Below are 16,885 nucleotides of genomic sequence, written 5' to 3'. Positions count from 1 at the left end.
TAATTTATTATACCATATCTATAATAAGATAGAGAAAGGAGAAAAATATGATTTATTTGCTAATTGTCGTTGTCGTGCTGGTTGTAGCCGGTATTGCTATTTACAACGGCCTGGTCCAGTCGCGCAATCGCGTGGACGAAGCCTGGTCAGACATAGAAGTCCAGCTCAAACGCCGCTACGACCTGATCCCGAATTTGGTCAACACGGTCAAAGGATACGCCAAACATGAGGAAGGCGTGTTTACTAAGGTTACCGCTGCCCGCGCCACTGCCATGGCAGCGCCGACCCCCGGACAGAAACTAGCTGCTGAAAACCAGCTGTCGCAGACCATCCGCTCTTTGTTCGCCGTGGCGGAAAATTATCCGGAACTGAAAGCCAACCAGAATTTCCTGCAGCTGCAGGGAGATCTGACCGACACTGAAGATAAGATTCAGGCGGCCAGAAGGTTCTATAACGGCAACGTCCGCGACTACAATACCAAAATTCAGACATTCCCATCAAACCTGTTTGCGGGCATGCTCGGGTTTACCGCCAAAACTTTCTTTGACGATGACAACAAGGCCATCCAGCAGCCGGTGAATGTGCAATTCTAAATGATCTACTCTGAAATCTCTTCCAACAAACGCAAAACAGCGCTACTGATAACATTCTTTTTGGTTCTGATCATTGCGCTCGGTTACTTCTTCGGCCAGTATTTTGACTCGCCGGGTATTTTGCCGATCGCCGTGATCTTTTCCGTTGGCTTAAGCCTGACCAGTTATTTCTATTCGGACAAGATCATTCTCTCCATGTCGCACGCAAAACAGATCCAGCGCGCCGATGATCCGGAGCTCTACCACACAGTTGAAAACCTGGCCATCGCCGCGGGCCTGCCGACACCAAAAATCTATCTTATAGATGATACGGCTCCCAATGCATTTGCCACCGGCCGCGACCCGAAGCACGCCGTGGTCTGCATCACGACAGGACTGCGAAGCAAACTGACCAAACCGGAACTGGAAGGCGTGATCGCCCACGAGCTGTCGCATGTCGGTAATTATGACATCCGGCTTTCAACAATTATTGTGGTGCTGGTTGGCGTGGTTTCGCTTTTGTCCAACTGGATGTTGAGAGCCAGTTTCTTCGGCGGCAGGCGCCGCAATAATGAAGGTGAAGCCGGCGTAATTTTTATGGTAGTCGGTTTGGTGCTAGCCATCCTCTCGCCCATCGCCGCAACTCTGATCCAACTGGCAATTTCGCGCAAGCGCGAATATCTGGCTGACGCCTCAGGCGCTTTGCTGACGCGCTATCCGGAAGGTTTGGCTTCGGCGCTCAAAAAAATCGCGGCTGATACCGAGCCTTTAGAAGAAGCTAATAATGCCACGGCGCACCTCTATATAGTCAATCCTTTCAAACAAAATCTCAATGTCCGGCAGGCAGGTTCTGCCCTGTCGCGCCTGTTCGACACCCACCCCCCTATTCAGGAACGCATCAAAAGATTGGAAGAGATGGAGAAATAATCCCTAATACACCCCGCCCCGGACTTGGTCCGGGGTCTTTTTTGTTTATTTAACTATTGACAAAATGACAAAACTATGAGTAAAATTAGTTATTACAGATAGGACCTTGCTCTTATTCTGATAGTAGGCGGTTCCGGACTTTAAAGTTCGGTACCTCCTCAAAAGCCAACAGGAGGCAGTGTTAATGATCTGGAGCGAACCAACAGCAACCGAACTGCATGGACGGCGTGCACGATTGTCGGGACGGATCCGGAAAATCGGAGCGAAAGCAACGGAAGCCGAGATTCGGGCCGAACTCCCCCTGCGCGTACAGCAAGCTTTGTCGGGGTGGTCCCTGCGCAAGATCCTGGTCGCCGACGAAGGCGAGCTCATGCGCGTCGGCAATTTCGGAAGAAAATCGCTGTACGATCTACGTGACGTCCTCTGGTCTCATGGACTGATGGTCCATCTCGGACCGTCGAAGGCGGCTGACCTGGGGTTCAAATAGCCAACTGCGCAAGCGGTTGGCTCTTTTTTTGCTACTGAGCATGCTCATGACTAAAGTCATGAGCAAATGCAGTAATAAAAAAGAGAAAAGCACAGCGCTTTCTCTTATGTGAACGGCAAAAATGGATGCGTCGAAACTTCAAATTCCAGTTCTTGACGGCTAATTCTTCGAAGCATCGTGTTGTGGTTCGAAGTAAGATCAAAAAAATCTGTTACCGCAAAAGAAGCCTGGATGATCCTTTTTTGTTCCGGGACTGGCACAAATCTATTTAATCGATCTACGCCTTGATCTATGATCCGCGACAGCGGGCATGACCGGTTAAATCCGCTTATTCTAAAAGTTCCATAGATCTCATAAGCGACATATCGGCGTCCTGACCAATTTGGCGGAGTGATCCAACTCAAATCCTGCTGCGTCACCTGCAGGTATTTGATGACCGCATCTACATCCATACAAATCCCTTCTTCTGTTTTGTTTGCTTATGCTATCATAATCATTTTGTTTTGACCACTTCCCTAATCACCTCGCTCCGAAACCCTTTCCTGGACAATTTTTGAGCCAGTTTCGCTTTATCTTTTTCTTGCGATTTTTCAACCGCTTTCAGGGCGATTTCTTTTTCTGTCTCAATGGGCAAATTTTCTTTCAACAAAGCTTCCGCATCTTTGCCATCAATCCCCCGCTGCATCAGTTTGGCCTTGAGACCGTAGAAACCAAAACTTTTATATCTTATCAAACTGTCCAAATAATTTTGTGCAAACTGCTGATTGTCAATCAGCTTTTCATCTGTTAATTTAGCAATAACGGCATTGACCTGCTCACGGTCAAAACCGCGCATCAGAAGTTTTTTCGCCAGTTCTTCCGAATGGTGAGGCCGGATCTTAAGCAAACTTTTGGCTTTTTCTTCGATATTCATATGGCTTGACACACATGGTATAATACATATATAGTATAACCCTTTATGAACCACTTTTCATTTATTCTAGAACGGCTATCCAGTCGGGCGAAAAGCGCCTTGATAACTTCACAGCGCATTTCCGAAGATCTGCACCATGACCACATCGGTACCGAGCATCTGCTTTACGGCATCGTAGAGGAGAAGGCTTCGTTTGCCTCGGAAATCCTGCTGAAAAGCCGCGTGAACGGCGAAACCGTCAAGCAGCAGATCATCAGCCTGAACCAAAACCATATCTCTGATAAATGGCAGCCGAAGCTCTCCAACAATCTGCGCGAGGTCATTGAGAAGGCCGCCATCATCGCCAGCCGCTACCAATACCAGTTCATCGGCACTGAGCACTTTTTGTATGGGATCACGGACATGGAGACCGACGAAGCGAAAACCATGCTGCTGGGTCTGAAAGTTTCAGTGTCTGAGCTGCGGAAAAATCTGCTGTCAATTTTTGAGAATGTTTCCAGGTTTCCCGATCTGCTGAATGTCGACGAGCAGGCGGAATTGCCCGCTCCTGAAAAAAATACCAAGACGCCGGCTCTGGATTATTTCACCTCGGACCTTTCCAAAAAAGCTCTGAAGGGCAAGATCGATCCGGTCATCGGCCGCAAGAACGAGATAGAACGCCTGATCTCCATTCTTAATCGCCGCACCAAAAATAACCCCGTGCTGATCGGCGAACCGGGGGTCGGCAAAACCGCGATCGTTGAAGGCCTGGCTCTGGCCATTTCCAAACAGGAGATCCCGGATACGCTGGCTGATAAAAAGATCCTGACTTTGGACATGGCGCTGGTCGTGGCCGGCTCTATGTTCCGCGGAGAATTTGAACAACGTTTAAAACAAGTTATCGATGAAGTCAGGGACAATTCAAACATCATTTTATTCATTGACGAACTGCACACCATTGTCGGAGCAGGAGCTACGACCGGTTCTTTGGATGCGGCCAATATCTTAAAGCCTGCGCTGGCCCGCGGCGAGATCCGAGTGATCGGGGCCACAACCCTTTCTGAATATAAAAAACACATTGAGCATGATGCGGCGCTGGAAAGGCGCTTCCAGCCGATCCTGGTGGAAGAGCCGTCCAACGAAGAATCTTTGGAGATCTTAAGTGGCCTTCGGGAAAATTACGAGCGCCACCATAATGTCGTGATCACAGATGAAGCCATCAAAGCGGCTGTGGAACTGTCGTCCCGTTATCTGACCGACCGTTTTCTGCCCGATAAGGCCCTGGACCTGATCGACGAAACCGCGGCGTACAGCAAAACTTTGAACACCAAGACCCGCAATATCCGGGTCGTGAAAAAGATCGAAAGTGAACTGAAGCGCCTGGAAGAGGAAAAGACCAAAGCTGTGATGCTGCAGGATTTCACCACAGCGCTGCATTTAAAGTCGCAGGAAGACAAGCTGAAAAAACAGAAACAGGAATACCAAAAAACCCTGGGCCGCAAGACCTCCGCCAACATACAGATCACTGCTGAGGATATCGGCCGTACTGTTTCTAATATCACAAAGATCCCGCTGACCAAACTTCTAAAATCCGAGAGCAAAAAACTTATCGGCCTGGAAAAAACCCTGCAGACCCGCATCGTGGGCCAGGACGAGGCCACCAAACAGATCGCTTCGGCCATCAGGCGCTCCAGAGCAGGTATCGCCTCACCCAAACGGCCTATCGCCTCTTTCCTTTTCTTAGGCCCTACGGGCGTGGGAAAGACCGAGACCGCCAAGGCTTTGGCTGAAGAAGTGTTTGAGAACAAAGACGCTCTGGTGCGCGTGGATATGTCCGAATTCATGGAACGGCACAATGTGGCAAGATTGATCGGCGCGCCAGCCGGCTACGTTGGCTATGAGGAAGGCGGCCGGCTGACCGAAGAGATACGCAAAAAACCCTATGCCGTGATCCTGTTCGATGAAATTGAAAAAGCGCACCCTGACGTATTCAACATTCTTTTACAGATCCTGGAAGAGGGCGAGCTGACGGATGCGGCGGGAAAAAGGATCAACTTCCGCAACACTGTGGTCATCATGACCTCCAACATCGGAATGAGCGAACTGACCCGCACTGCCGGCAGCTTTGGCTTTTCGCAGGACCGCAATACCCAAACCGAGGAGGACGTGCGGGTAAAAGCCGAACATGAATACGACCGGGTGAAAGACAAGGTTTTATCTTCGCTGCGCGAGGCTATGCGGCCCGAGCTTCTCAATCGTATCGACAAGATCATTGTTTTCCGCCCCTTGGGAATGGAAGAGATCCGGAAGATCGTCAGCCTGGAACTGAACCGGCTGGTGGAGCGGATATTAAAACAGCAAAATATAACCCTATCATTTGACCGCGAAGTGCTGAAGTTCATAGCGGATAAAAGTTACGATCCGGCGCAAGGCGCGCGTCTCATCCGCCGCAACATTCAGGAAACGATCGAAGACACTCTGGCTGAAAAGATCATTACCGGTGAAATCGCCGAAATGTCGGAGGCGAAGATCACGGTTGCTAATGATGCTATCCAGATCAAACAGGTTGAATTAGCACGGGCATAAATGGATGTAAAAAATATCCTCAAAAAAGCAGGCCAAGAATTTCTTGACCTGCTTTTTCCGATCTCTTGCCTCCTCTGCGGCGCGGACGGCTTGTATCTTTGCGATAAGTGCCTTACGGAATTGCCGAGATTGGATAAGCAGCAGTGCCTTGTCTGCCAGACAGCTTCGCCTTTCGGCAAAACGCACCTTAGTTGCAAAACCAAAAACACAATAGACGGCAGTATTGCAGCTCTTCCCTACAAAGACCGGCAAGTCAATAAGATCATTGAGACTTTCAAATACAACTTTATTTCCGACCTAAGCCTTCCTCTGGCTGAAACAATTTTGGAAGAGATAAAAAAGCAGGAGCTGGCCGAATATTTCCGGGACTTTACCATTGTTCCAGTGCCATTGCATGCCCGTCGCTTCAACTGGCGCGGCTTCAATCAGGCAGAATTATTAGCCGGTAAACTTGCTGAAAACCTGCAACTCAACGTGGACAATAAACTTGTGTTGCGACAAAAATTCACAAAGCCGCAAGTCAAACTCAAAGCAGAAGAACGAAAACGTAACATGGAAAACGCCTTTGGTTTGATCGGCGATGCATCAAACAAAAAGATCCTGCTGGTGGATGATGTGGTCACTTCAGGATCTACAGCCAATGAACTGGCAAAACTTTTGAAACATGATCACGCACAGGAAGTCTGGCTCCTGACCGCCGCGCACGGGTAAGGTCCAAAAAAATTAAAAATTAGTTACCTTGACCACTTTTCCGGTTCTATCATAAGTGGTCCATTTTCCGGTTTGTTTGCCTTTTTTAAAATATCCGGACCGCATTTTTGTCCTGTCTTTCCGGAACCATTCCCAATAACCATCCGGTACGCTGCCCGACATTTTACCTTTGGCCCAAACACTGCCGTCTTTGTGATACACTGTATGCCTTTTATTCATTGTAAACTTAAATTTTATTGGCGGAGAGTACAGGATTCTTCAGCGCTCGCTGATGCTCGCGCGGACTGGGTTGCGCCAAACGCTGCGCTTGCTCGCGTTTGTCGACGCTCGACTTCGTCTGATGACTTGTCTCGCTTCAACCCGTTCGAATCCGATTAAATTCATCTAATTCTTATTGGCGGAGAGTACAGGATTCGAACCTGTGCGGCGTTTTTTAGACACCCGTGGATTAGCAATCCACTGCCTTAAGCCACTCGGCCAACTCTCCTCGTCGCCCTGTCATCCTGAACTTGTTTCAGGATCTGGATTCCGGATCAAGTCCGGAATGACAGAGTTATTACAGCTAATTTTGGCTTAAATTGGGTTAAAAGTCAATTTACGCAATTTATGGTAAAATAAAATCTGGCTTTGTAACATTTTACCTGAATAATCGTCTTAAACTATGACGGAAGAAGAATTAAAAAATTGGCTGCAAAAGGCGCAATCCGGCGACCAAGACGCATTTGGCCGGATCTATGACCACTTTGCCGATAAGATCTACCGGTTCATCTACTTCCGGGTCGGCCACAAAGAAGTGGCAGAGGACGTTTTATCCGATACTTTTGTCAAAAGCTGGGAGAAGATCAATCAGATCAATTCCCCCGGCGCCCTGTCAGGGTGGCTCTACCAGATTGCCAAAAACAACATTATAGATTACTATAGGTTGAAAAAGGAACTGATCGCCCTGTCAGAAGTGGAAGAATTTTTGGTAGATGAAGCCAGTTCAGTTGATTCCGTGAATCTCAGCTTTCAGCAGAACAAGATCCTCAATGTCCTGAACCAACTCCCGCAGGATCAGCAGCAAATCATCAAATACAGATTTTTTGAAGACCTTTCAAATGAAGAAATTTCCTATATTATGGGAAAGACCGAAGGCTCAGTCCGAGTGCTTCAGCACCGCGCAATTGCGAAACTTAAAGAACTTTTGAAAAATAAGCAATAATATGGAACCAGACCAGGACAAACTTGATGAGATCATCGACCGTTTGAAAACTAACGGCGATGTTTCTGATTATAAAAAAGACCGCAAAACTTCCGGATTGCTAACTTTGCTTTCGCAACTCAACAGCCTGCCCAAAGCCCATATCCCAAATTTTGATTTTATGCGGGTGAAAAACCAGATCCTTGACCGCATTGCTGCTCGCCAAGAGGATAGACAAGAATCCGGATGGTTCGTAGCAACCGTCCCAAGGTTGCTGCGCATCGGCACCGTGGTCCTGGGCAGCGTTTTGATCGTTATCAGCCTGACCTTGGGTACGTCTGTAGCTGCCTTAAACAGCGTGCCTGGACAAGCAATATATCCGCTGAAAAAAGTGGTTGAAAATATCCAGTTGAAACTGGCTCCGGCTGACCAGCAATCTTCCCTGCAGATCCAGTTTGCCAACAATCGCGTGGACGAGCTCCAGCAGGTCCTGCAACAGCAGCAGGACGGCCAGATCTCGGACAAAACAGCCCAAAAGATCGTGTCTGACACCGTTAAGGACCTGCAAAAAACCGCAACTGCTGCAGCTAATGCAAGCGGTCAGCAGCCGAAGGCCGCAATTGCCACCAAGCTCGCGGATCTTTCCAACAAGCTCAAGGTTGCTTCCATTACCAGCGAAGGCGAGGTCAAGATCGAACTGGAACAAACTATTGCGAACATCCAGCTGGCTGGCGCAAAAGCAGATGACAATTCCAATAGCTCTGATAATTCGGTTTCGGCGCAAGGCAAACTTACCGCCGTAACAAACACCTATGTCAGCATTGGCTCGGCCAAATTCCTGGTTTCCAAAGATACGGCATACGTAAATACAACAGCCGCCGATCTAACTATCGATCAACAGGTGGATATTGACGGAATCATCAAAGACAATAAAACATACGCCCAGACAATTACTTTAACTCAAGACCCTACAACAGTTACCCAACCTGACCCTAAAGCAACTGATGCTAAAACATCCGATTCTAAACCAGTTGATGATGCTAAAACTGAAACCCCAGCCGCAGACACCACTCCTGCCTCACAGTAAGCGTATTTAAATTTTCTAATTATGGATTGTCCATAATTAAATTCGTCTAAGGAAAGAAACTCATATGAGGAAAAGGCCGCGGAAACGCGGGTCTTTTCTTATCTATCAAAATAATGGTAAAATTAATGCGGTGGGGTCGCATAGCGGTTTAGTGCACCGGTCTTGAAAACCGGAGTCGGTGAAAGCCGACCGCGAGTTCGAATCTCGCCCCCACCGCCAAAAATTTATGGAAAATAAAAAACTTCCCGAAACCATAACCTGGAAAGCTTTAAGCCAAACGAGGCAATCACGGCCGCCCGTTTGGTATTTAAGTTTTGGATTCATCTCTCTCGCATTGATTATTTTCGGCATATATAACCACAGTATTCTCATGGTCGTAACTTTCGTGGTCATCATCTTCTCGGTTTTGCTGTTCACCTCACAGCAACCCAAAACCTTGATCTTTAAAGCCAGCAAAACGGGCATCGTTTCGGGCGGCATTGTTTATCCCTACAAAACCGTTAAAACTTTCTGGATCATTTACAACCCGCCGACTGTAAAAACTTTGAATTTTGAGACTTCGGCTTACCTGAACAGCCAGATCAGCCTGGAATTGGGCAGCCAGGATCCGGTGGAACTAAAATTATTTTTGAATCAATATATCCCTGAAGATCTGGACCGCGAAGAGTCATTCACGGACACTCTGGCCAGAAACCTGAAGATTTGATAAGATTTAGCGACGAGCGCCCGTCGTTCAACGGATAGGACTCAAGCTTGCGGAGCTTGTAATCGAGGTTCGATTCCTCGCGGGCGCACCAAGAATACCGTTAACAATGTTTGATCTTAATACCCCAGTAGAACAACTTTACTTAGTGGGTCCGGCGCGCGCTAAGCTTTTAAAAAACCTTGGCATCAACACGCTTGAGGACCTGCTTTTTTATTTTCCCCGCACCCACCAGGATCTGTCAAAGTTCACTTCGATCGCCGATCTGAAAGCAGGAGACAACGCCAATGTCAAAGCCAAAATCCTGGATGTCAAAAGCTTCCGTACCAAAGTGCGCCGTTTTACCCTGACGCAGGCTTTGATCGAGGACGATTCAGCAAGCATGCTTTGCGTTTGGTTCATCAGCCGTTTTTGGCCAAAGTGCTCAAAAAAAACGAGTATTTTATTTTTTCCGGAAAGGTCGCTGTCAGTAAAAACAAGCTGCAGCTTCAAAATCCAATTTACGAGCAGGAAAAAAACGAACAGATCCACACTTCACGCCTCGTTCCGCTTTATTCCCTGACCGCTAATCTGACGCAAAAACAACTTCGCTCCATAATCAAAACTTATCTGGATAAGATCATGATTCCCGAATATCTGCCGAGAGAAATATTGAAAACCGAAAAATTATCGGATGAAAACCGGGCAGTTAAAACTTTCCATTTCCCCCAAGATTACGGTTCGCTGAATCATGCTCAGAACCGGCTGGCATTTGATGAAATTTTCAAGACCCAGTTGCGGGTTCTGCAATACAAAAAAAAAACGCGAGCAGAGATCTTCCCTAAAAATTAACACCGGTATTGACCTGACGGAGAAAATAAGCAGCCTGCCTTTTGGCCTCACAGAAGGACAAAAAAACCGCTCTGACCGAGATCATTGCGGATTTTTCCCGCCCTTATCCCGCCAATCGGCTGCTGGAAGGCGATGTCGGAAGCGGCAAAACCATTATTGTCGCACTGGCAAGCTTTGTGGTTGCCAAAAACAGCCTGCAAACGGCCTTGCTCTCCCCGACCGAGATCCTGGCCTCCCAGCATTACGCTACCTTTCTTGAGCTTTTTAAAAACGACGGGTTTGATCTGGGCCTTTTGACCTCATCCCAAAGCCGCCTGAACGGCAATCCGGTTTCCAAAGATACGCTCTTGGCCGCCATCACTTCCGGCAAGACGAAGATCATTTTAGGCACTCACGCTTTGCTGGAAAAAGACATCAAATTTTCAAAACTGGCATTGGTCGTGATAGACGAACAGCATCGGTTCGGAGTTGAACAGCGCTCTATTTTAAAACAGCTCAACAATACCCATTTGCTGACCATGAGCGCAACGCCCATCCCCCGCACCCTGGCGCTGACGCTTTATGGCGACCTGGATCTGTCTCGGCTGAAAGAGCTGCCGGCCGGCCGGCAGAAGATCGTAACCAAAATAGTATCGGAAGAAAACCGGACCAAGGCTTATGAATTTATAGCGAAGCAAATTTCAGCCGGCCGGCAGGCCTTTGTGATCTGTCCGCTGATCGAAGAGTCGGACAAATTGGGCGTGAGATCCGCCGCCGCAGAATATAAAAAACTGACGGAGCAAATTTTTCCAAACTTCAAAATCGGACTGCTGCACGGCAAAATGAGACCTTCGGACAAAGAACAAACTATGCAGCAGTTCAAAGACAATATTATAAAAATTTTGGTTTCCACCTCCGTGATTGAAGTCGGGGTTGATGTGCCCAACGCCACAGTCATGATGATCGAAGGTTCTGAGCGCTTCGGCCTGGCCCAGCTTCACCAGTTCCGCGGACGGGTGGGACGAAGCGAACATAAATCGTATTGTTTTCTGTTTTCTGACGACCCGGACTCCTTGGCCAATCCCCGATTACAGGCCCTGGTCGAAAGCAACAACGGGTTTGAACTGGCGGAAAAAGACCTGCAGATCCGGGGAGCCGGCGATCTGTATGGTACGAAACAGTCAGGTTATGACTTCAAAATTGCCAATCTTACGAATCTGGATCTGGTCCAGCGGACTCGTGTGTATGCCGAAAAGCTTTTGAATGAGGATATCAATTTAAATCCTTATCCTCTTTTGAAGCAAAAAATCCAGGCGCAGCCATTAGTGCACTTGGAGTAAGGACATCTTGACTAATCAAAAACAAATCTTTAAAATTAGCATATCGTACACTCGGTCAACCAAGGAGGTTTATAGCAAAATTCAACTATCAGAGATGCAGAACAACACGAACAATCCCTAGCTGCTAAGTCTGGAGGTTGATAGATGTCGCACTTCGTGTTTAGTACGCCCGTTGCAGCGCGCATCAAGGACGCCAAGTACACCGCAGTTCAAAGATGCGTTGGCGCGAATGGGTTTGAGCAAACCTGAGTTCCAAGCGGTCGGTGTTACGGAAGACGGGACCAAAGTCATACCGTACCCTGAAAGCCTTGGATCTGTCAGGCGACGCCATCGCCACCCCCGATCAACGCCAGACTCGTGGATTTTGAGGATCCGTCCATCGTGGACCTGCTGAGATCCCACAACATCCACTTCAGAAACGTCTGAACCGGAGCATTTACATTCCTGGTAACGCCGTTGACTTCGGAGGCGCTTCGTGCATTCGCGCTCACCGTGAAAACACTCCATCTGGTTCCCCTCAAAAATTCGTCAACTACCTGAGGAGCTTGCATGGAGACTTGTGCGATTTGTTTTATGTTCGTCGCTCCCAAGGATCGAACCGCAGTTCAGCTCAAGAAGCAATATGAACTGTCGGACCGCCAGAGTAGAAGACTGGGTGGCCGCAACCCGCGGTGCACGAGACTGTTGCCAAAATACGACTCTATCAACGGAAGAGATCGTAGATCGGGCAATCAAGCTTCTGCCGCAGGTCGCAGTACCCTCGCCGCAAACGAAAACATCACAGGCGCAAGCCGCGACTTAATCGTTGGGACTCTGAAGAGCCTAAAAGACAGCAAAGGGGCATGTTATCTTGCTACCTTTTAGACTTTTCAAGGGTGTTACCCGAAGGTGAGCAACCCTCATCCCAAGGTAACAACCGGGCGGCTGTCCCCAGCCTGTCCGGTTATTTATCCAAACCGGATGGATTATAGATCCATCCGGCTTTTTTTATTCCATTTTTTTGCAGTATCCGAACGCCCTTATTTGCTTATAGTATACAATTTCTGATCCTGGCTGTTCACGAAATAAAGCTGGCTGCCGGCCAAAAATAATCGTGTTGCACTGATGTTCTGGTCAGGCTCAAAATAAGTTTCTTGTTTGAAACTGGTCAAATCCACTTTAACAAAGATATCGCCGGAATTGTCTTTCTTCGGAACCGCCGCATACATGTATTTGCCGTCGCTGTCAAAAGTGATCTTGTCAAGCGTGGTATTCAAGCTCAAATCCACCGCTTGGTGGTTGGTAAAATCATAAAGATATAATTTAGGATAGGCCGTGAGCGAGATCTGGGCAAATACGAACCTGCTGCCTACCGGCAGCCATTGGGCAGAAATAGTTTTTCCTGAATCCACAGCCGTAGCGATTACTCCCGTGTCCAAATTTGCATAATAAACTTTATTGCTGTCTCCTTGGATGCCTGAGCGGTAAAGCAGAACGGTTTTGCCGTCATTGCCCGCTTTTACAACCAGATCCGGCCAAAACACGTCCTTGATCGCCGTAAAACCCGTGCCGTCGGCATTGGCCATAACTAACTGCTGGTGCATGTTGTCACCTGATTTCCAGATATACACCACGCGCTGCGAATCAGGCATCCAGTCAATACTTTGGATATTAGCAGGCAGATTGATATAAATTTTCTGGGCGCTGTTGTAATAATTTTTGATCTCATTGCTTCCGGATCCGACTATCGCCATAAAATCGGAACCGGTTTTGGGCCACAAAACTCTATTCAGCAGCCCGCTTGACAGCGCTGGCAGAGGGAATTCCGACAAGCCGGATCCGTCTGTGTTTATCCGGAACAGCCGGCCCTCGGAATTGAAATACCAGATCGCGTTGTTGTCAAAAGACGCGACAGGCGAGATCACGGCTTCATCCAAAACTTTTTTGACCTGAAACACTGCAGCCGTGGGTTGTTTCTGATTCTGTTTGCGTACTGCAATGCTCAAAAGCACCCCGACAACTACGATCACGACAGCAACCGCACTTAGAATTATAACTAATCGTCTATTCATATATTTTTATTATCCGCAACCGGGACCGGTTATGTCCCAGTGCGGTCCGCCGCCGGGAATATTTCTTTCATCGGCATAAGTAGCCCCGTCGCTGTTTCGTTTATACAAAGGGGCGCCATCGCCTCGGGTTCCGTTTCTCGTAAAATATACCGGATTAAGAATATAGCTGTTGATTGCCGCGGTAGAAGCCAGGTCAACTTTATAACCATTGGCATGGCTACAAACGCCTTCTGCATGTGAGTCTTCTGTTCCCCCTGTCACTTGAATTTCACATGCATTGTCCGGCGGTCCTTCAGGATTAGTCGCCACGTCGCAATCCCTAGCAATGCCTGTAATTTCGTCTATGGTTGAAGTCTGCATGCCGTCGAGCGAAGTGCAATTGGTTGTTTGTCCTGGAGCGCAATCATTTTTATTGATTGTAATACCAAGCGCAAGCAGATACGCACGTATTTCTGCATCACTGCTGCCTCCTGTATAACCAACTCCTGTACCAAATCCACTGCCTCCGCCCGCGCCGCCACTGGTGCCGCCGTTAAACGTTAAATTTTTACAGACATCCGGAGGAAATGAAGTAAGACCTATACTATTCAATGCACCGCTGACCCTAGAAGCACCCGCAGCTAAATACCCGCTGATCCCGCTTGAATTGCAGCCGGCGATCAACACCGTAACAGCAATCATCACAGTAACTAAAACTATTAAAATCGGCACCCAAATCTCAGACGTTGCAGCAAGAAAAGTAATTATCGCCGAAGCTTTCTCATAGCGTTCCGACCACTTTTGAATCTTTTTTACCGCATTGGCAGCTTTTTGGACACGATTTTCTGGGTTTCTCTCTTGCTGAATTCTCAACAATCGGTCCTGCTGCTGGCGCGCTTCCCAATCCTGCCTCTGTTGTTCCTCAAACGATGATTCTTCTGCGTGCTGACGCTCAACTAATTCTTCCTCGTCTAAATCTGCCATAAATTATTCCTGCGGCGTTTGTGCATGTTGCGATTGCAGTTCCTTCTTCGCCTCTTCTATTTCCAGCGCCCGTTTCGGGTCAGTGGTGATGATCTGGTCTTCCATATATGATGCAATGATCTTGATTGCCACGTGCTTGATGCCGGCGAAGAAGATCCCCTCTCCGACATCCGATTCCAGGAGCAGATATTTCTCCCCTTCGGTCAGAAAGAAAGTCTCGACGATCATATCGATCGCCGCCGGGGATTGCTTGAGGAGCAGCTGGATGGATGAGTTGGTGACGATCGGCTTGCCGTAAGGCGACTGCAAAAAATCAGACACGTCCTGGGTGATCGTGGTCACGCCCAAATAATATTTGCGGGCGCGCTTGGCTATGCCGAACAGGAATTTGGCCGAATCGTCATGCTGCATCATCCACCAGGCCTCATCGATGACCAAAATGCGTTTCTTAAGCGTGGCGCGCACAACATTCCAGATATAATTCAATGTTACATAGATGGCGATCGGGCGCAGAGTGTCTTCCAGGTCGCGGATCGAAAAAACCACGAGCTGATTGTTCAAATTCAGGTTCGTCTGCTGGTTAAAAATTCCGGAAAAAGTTCCTTGCGTATATTTGGTCAGGCGCTGCGCCAGGCTTTCGCCGCCCACCATTCCTGTCAGGATCTCCACCAGATCCTGCATGGTCGGCGGCTCGATGTTGGAGAAATCCGCGTTGGCGGTTATATCTTTTTTTGCATAAGTTTCCCAGAGCGCCCGGTCCATCACCGCCTCTTCCGTCGGATCCAGTTTGCCGAGCATCAAATTCATCAGTCCCAGAAGATTGACCACGGACGCGCGCAAAATATCCTCGTTGGTCTCGCCTTCAATGCCGCGAGGCAGATCAAAAGGATTGACCCGCGATTCTGAATTCAGCGATATATTCAGGAACGATCCGCCGACCGCCGTTGACAAATGCTTGTATTCGTTCTCAGGGTCAATGACGATCACTTCGGTGCCAAGCATCAGGGAGCGCAGAATCTCAAGCTTCACGGCATAACTTTTGCCTGACCCGGATTTGGCAAACACGACGGAATTGGCATTTTCCATCTGGAACCGGTCAAACAGGATCAGGCTGTTGTTGTGGCGGTTGATGCCATATAAGATCCCGTCGTTGGATGTAAGTTCCGAGGAAACGAAAGGAAAAGTCGTGGACAGCGGCTCGGTATTCATGTTCTGAGCGATCGCCAGCTCATCATTGCCCAACGGGAGAGTTGAATTGAAGCCCTGTTCCATCTGCAGCACCGCCGGTTTGGCAATGATCAGTTTGGATCCGAGGATCGATTCCAAACTGGCCGAAGCCTGGTCAAGCTCTTTTTCGTCGCCGGCATAGATCGTAAAATATATGGAAAAGCGGAAATAACGCTCAGTTCCCTGCTGCAACCTGTCGCGCAAGCCTTCCACATCCTGGAAAGCCGTTTCCATCATGGGATCCCTGACATTGCCTTTTTCAGCCGATAATTTCATGCCGGATTCCAGCTGGCCTACTTTGCTCTTGAGCTTTTTCATGATCTCAGCCGTATCCATGGGATAGATATACATGGCCATGTCCATGGGCGTGTCCATGTTGATTATGGGCGCCAGCCAATCGACTGAAATAAATCTCGGATAGGAGAGGATAAAAAACGAACGCGCGAATTTTCCGGAAACTTCAACAGAATTCTGGCTGACCCGAAATGCCGACGGCGCGATCAGATCACGGAGCGTATTCAAACCTCTTTTATACTCGCGCTCTTTCTCCACCAATTGACGTTGGAGCTGGCGGTTCGGATCAGGTTGTTTATTTGAAAATAATGCCATTTATGTATTTGGTTGCGGGCCTAAGCCCAGGTCCTCAACGCTTTTGATCTTGATCGGGGTGGCAGTGTTAAGATTGTAGCTGTTATACATCAGTTCGACCAACTCCTCGGTGTTCAAAACGATCGTTTTCAACCCCATGGAACCTAAGCCTGCGGAAATTTGATTGGTGCGCTTTAACAATTCTTCGCGCGAACTCTCAAACCCGAGCTTCTGGGTGGAAATTGCTTTTGCGGGGCTGAACAATCCGGTCAGTTTTGCGAAGATGCCGCTCTTGACCGCGCCCGTTGTCAGAGGCACGACGATATAAAAAGTTTTGTTCATGATGCTGGCGAACTCGATCAGCTTGCTGATATATTCTATATATTCCTGAGTTTGCATTCGCAGCAATTCATTGGTCTGCTGCTGCATGGTTGAGCGCAGTTTATCCAAATATGCATGAATGTCCAATTTCCTTGACTGCATCACGATCTCGATCGAAAATTCAAGCGCATTTAAAAAATTCTGGTAGCTGGAAATCAAGGCGTTTTGTTCATCACCGCTTTTCAAAGAAAAGTTGACCGAGGAAATGACGATCACCGCGCGCAATGACCCGTCGCGCATAATTATCGTATCTTCCTTGATCTCGGCAATGTCCAAGTACTTCTGGGTAGAAGCCGTGGGTTTGTTGCCTGTTAAATTCTGCATCTCCTGCTTGGCCATTTAGCCCCACACCAAACGCCAGATCAAGAAATTTGATTTAG

20 protein-coding genes and 3 tRNA genes are annotated in these 16,885 nt (G+C 48.2%); 13 read left to right on the top strand and 10 right to left on the bottom strand.

Annotated features, from left to right (window positions below):
• The first annotated feature begins 47 nt into the window (after positions 1-47).
• The 3 genes from WDN47_05185 to WDN47_05175 all read left to right on the top strand — a co-directional run bounded on the left by WDN47_05185 (position 48) and on the right by WDN47_05175 (position 1,986).
• Positions 48-593 carry a LemA family protein gene (locus WDN47_05185; GenBank protein ID MEJ0021932.1) on the top strand — a complete coding sequence of 182 codons (546 nt, stop codon included), beginning with the start codon at positions 48-50 and terminating at the stop codon, positions 591-593.
• Positions 594-1,499 (top strand): zinc metalloprotease HtpX, encoded by a 906-nt coding sequence (htpX, locus tag WDN47_05180; GenBank protein MEJ0021931.1) that lies wholly within the window; start codon positions 594-596, stop codon positions 1,497-1,499.
• Between the two features lie 184 nt (positions 1,500-1,683).
• Positions 1,684-1,986 (top strand): hypothetical protein, encoded by a 303-nt coding sequence (locus WDN47_05175; protein MEJ0021930.1) that lies wholly within the window; start codon positions 1,684-1,686, stop codon positions 1,984-1,986.
• A gap of 104 nt (positions 1,987-2,090) precedes the next feature.
• Here WDN47_05175 and WDN47_05170 read toward each other — a convergent pair whose 3' ends face one another.
• A complete protein-coding gene (locus tag WDN47_05170; protein MEJ0021929.1) occupies positions 2,091-2,438 on the bottom strand; it encodes a hypothetical protein in 348 nt (115 codons plus the stop codon).
• A gap of 41 nt (positions 2,439-2,479) precedes the next feature.
• A complete protein-coding gene (locus WDN47_05165; GenBank protein ID MEJ0021928.1) occupies positions 2,480-2,899 on the bottom strand; it encodes a regulatory protein RecX in 420 nt (139 codons plus the stop codon).
• A 45-nt stretch (positions 2,900-2,944) separates the two neighbouring features.
• On the opposite strand from WDN47_05165, the gene WDN47_05160 reads away from it, so the two are divergent.
• Together WDN47_05160 and WDN47_05155 are read left to right on the top strand one after the other, a co-directional pair.
• Positions 2,945-5,464: an ATP-dependent Clp protease ATP-binding subunit gene (locus tag WDN47_05160; GenBank protein MEJ0021927.1), complete on the top strand. Its 2,520-nt coding sequence runs from the start codon at positions 2,945-2,947 to the stop codon at positions 5,462-5,464.
• Positions 5,465-6,175, top strand: a complete 711-nt coding sequence (locus tag WDN47_05155) for a ComF family protein (GenBank protein ID MEJ0021926.1) — start codon at positions 5,465-5,467, stop codon at positions 6,173-6,175.
• Positions 6,176-6,187: 12 nt separating this feature from the next.
• On the opposite strand, the gene WDN47_05150 is transcribed toward WDN47_05155, so the two are convergent.
• Complete coding sequence (locus WDN47_05150; GenBank protein MEJ0021925.1) at positions 6,188-6,394, bottom strand: hypothetical protein; 207 nt, start codon at positions 6,392-6,394, stop codon at positions 6,188-6,190.
• A 176-nt stretch (positions 6,395-6,570) separates the two neighbouring features.
• Positions 6,571-6,662: transfer RNA gene (locus tag WDN47_05145), tRNA-Ser, on the bottom strand.
• Between the two features lie 174 nt (positions 6,663-6,836).
• On the opposite strand from WDN47_05145, the gene WDN47_05140 reads away from it, so the two are divergent.
• The 5 genes from WDN47_05140 to WDN47_05120 all read left to right on the top strand — a co-directional run bounded on the left by WDN47_05140 (position 6,837) and on the right by WDN47_05120 (position 9,239).
• Complete coding sequence (locus tag WDN47_05140; protein MEJ0021924.1) at positions 6,837-7,376, top strand: RNA polymerase sigma factor; 540 nt, start codon at positions 6,837-6,839, stop codon at positions 7,374-7,376.
• Position 7,377: 1 nt separating this feature from the next.
• Positions 7,378-8,442 (top strand): DUF5667 domain-containing protein, encoded by a 1,065-nt coding sequence (locus WDN47_05135; GenBank protein MEJ0021923.1) that lies wholly within the window; start codon positions 7,378-7,380, stop codon positions 8,440-8,442.
• A gap of 129 nt (positions 8,443-8,571) precedes the next feature.
• Positions 8,572-8,661, top strand: a tRNA-Ser gene (locus WDN47_05130).
• A 7-nt stretch (positions 8,662-8,668) separates the two neighbouring features.
• Positions 8,669-9,148 carry a hypothetical protein gene (locus tag WDN47_05125; GenBank protein MEJ0021922.1) on the top strand — a complete coding sequence of 160 codons (480 nt, stop codon included), beginning with the start codon at positions 8,669-8,671 and terminating at the stop codon, positions 9,146-9,148.
• 16 nt (positions 9,149-9,164) lie between these two features.
• A tRNA-Arg gene (locus WDN47_05120) sits at positions 9,165-9,239 on the top strand.
• A 119-nt stretch (positions 9,240-9,358) separates the two neighbouring features.
• On the opposite strand, the gene WDN47_05115 is transcribed toward WDN47_05120, so the two are convergent.
• A complete protein-coding gene (locus WDN47_05115; protein MEJ0021921.1) occupies positions 9,359-9,529 on the bottom strand; it encodes a hypothetical protein in 171 nt (56 codons plus the stop codon).
• A gap of 3 nt (positions 9,530-9,532) precedes the next feature.
• Between WDN47_05115 and WDN47_05110 the strand changes: the two genes are divergently transcribed.
• Both WDN47_05110 and WDN47_05105 read left to right on the top strand, forming a co-directional pair.
• On the top strand, positions 9,533-9,976 hold the full coding sequence (locus tag WDN47_05110; protein ID MEJ0021920.1) for a hypothetical protein: 444 nt from the start codon (positions 9,533-9,535) through the stop codon (positions 9,974-9,976).
• 41 nt (positions 9,977-10,017) lie between these two features.
• Positions 10,018-11,295, top strand: coding sequence for an ATP-dependent DNA helicase RecG (locus WDN47_05105; protein ID MEJ0021919.1), 1,278 nt, complete (start codon positions 10,018-10,020; stop codon positions 11,293-11,295).
• A 317-nt stretch (positions 11,296-11,612) separates the two neighbouring features.
• Here WDN47_05105 and WDN47_05100 read toward each other — a convergent pair whose 3' ends face one another.
• Positions 11,613-11,846, bottom strand: coding sequence for a hypothetical protein (locus tag WDN47_05100; GenBank protein MEJ0021918.1), 234 nt, complete (start codon positions 11,844-11,846; stop codon positions 11,613-11,615).
• A 71-nt stretch (positions 11,847-11,917) separates the two neighbouring features.
• On the opposite strand from WDN47_05100, the gene WDN47_05095 reads away from it, so the two are divergent.
• Entirely contained in the window at positions 11,918-12,097 is a 180-nt protein-coding gene (locus tag WDN47_05095) for a hypothetical protein (protein MEJ0021917.1), read from the top strand.
• Positions 12,098-12,314: 217 nt separating this feature from the next.
• Here WDN47_05095 and WDN47_05090 read toward each other — a convergent pair whose 3' ends face one another.
• The 4 genes from WDN47_05090 to WDN47_05075 are packed head-to-tail and all read right to left on the bottom strand — an operon-like array spanning position 12,315 to position 16,844.
• Entirely contained in the window at positions 12,315-13,346 is a 1,032-nt protein-coding gene (locus tag WDN47_05090) for a hypothetical protein (GenBank protein ID MEJ0021916.1), read from the bottom strand.
• Between the two features lie 9 nt (positions 13,347-13,355).
• Positions 13,356-14,309, bottom strand: coding sequence for a hypothetical protein (locus WDN47_05085; GenBank protein ID MEJ0021915.1), 954 nt, complete (start codon positions 14,307-14,309; stop codon positions 13,356-13,358).
• A 3-nt stretch (positions 14,310-14,312) separates the two neighbouring features.
• Positions 14,313-16,145, bottom strand: a complete 1,833-nt coding sequence (locus WDN47_05080) for a DUF87 domain-containing protein (GenBank protein MEJ0021914.1) — start codon at positions 16,143-16,145, stop codon at positions 14,313-14,315.
• Positions 16,146-16,844 (bottom strand): hypothetical protein, encoded by a 699-nt coding sequence (locus tag WDN47_05075; protein ID MEJ0021913.1) that lies wholly within the window; start codon positions 16,842-16,844, stop codon positions 16,146-16,148.
• Positions 16,845-16,885: the final 41 nt, after the last annotated feature.

The organism is Candidatus Doudnabacteria bacterium, assembly GCA_037200925.1.
Classification (GTDB): Bacteria; Patescibacteriota; Doudnabacteria; order UBA920; family O2-02-FULL-48-8; genus JBDTSL01.
This window is presented reverse-complemented; position numbering and strand designations above follow the sequence as displayed.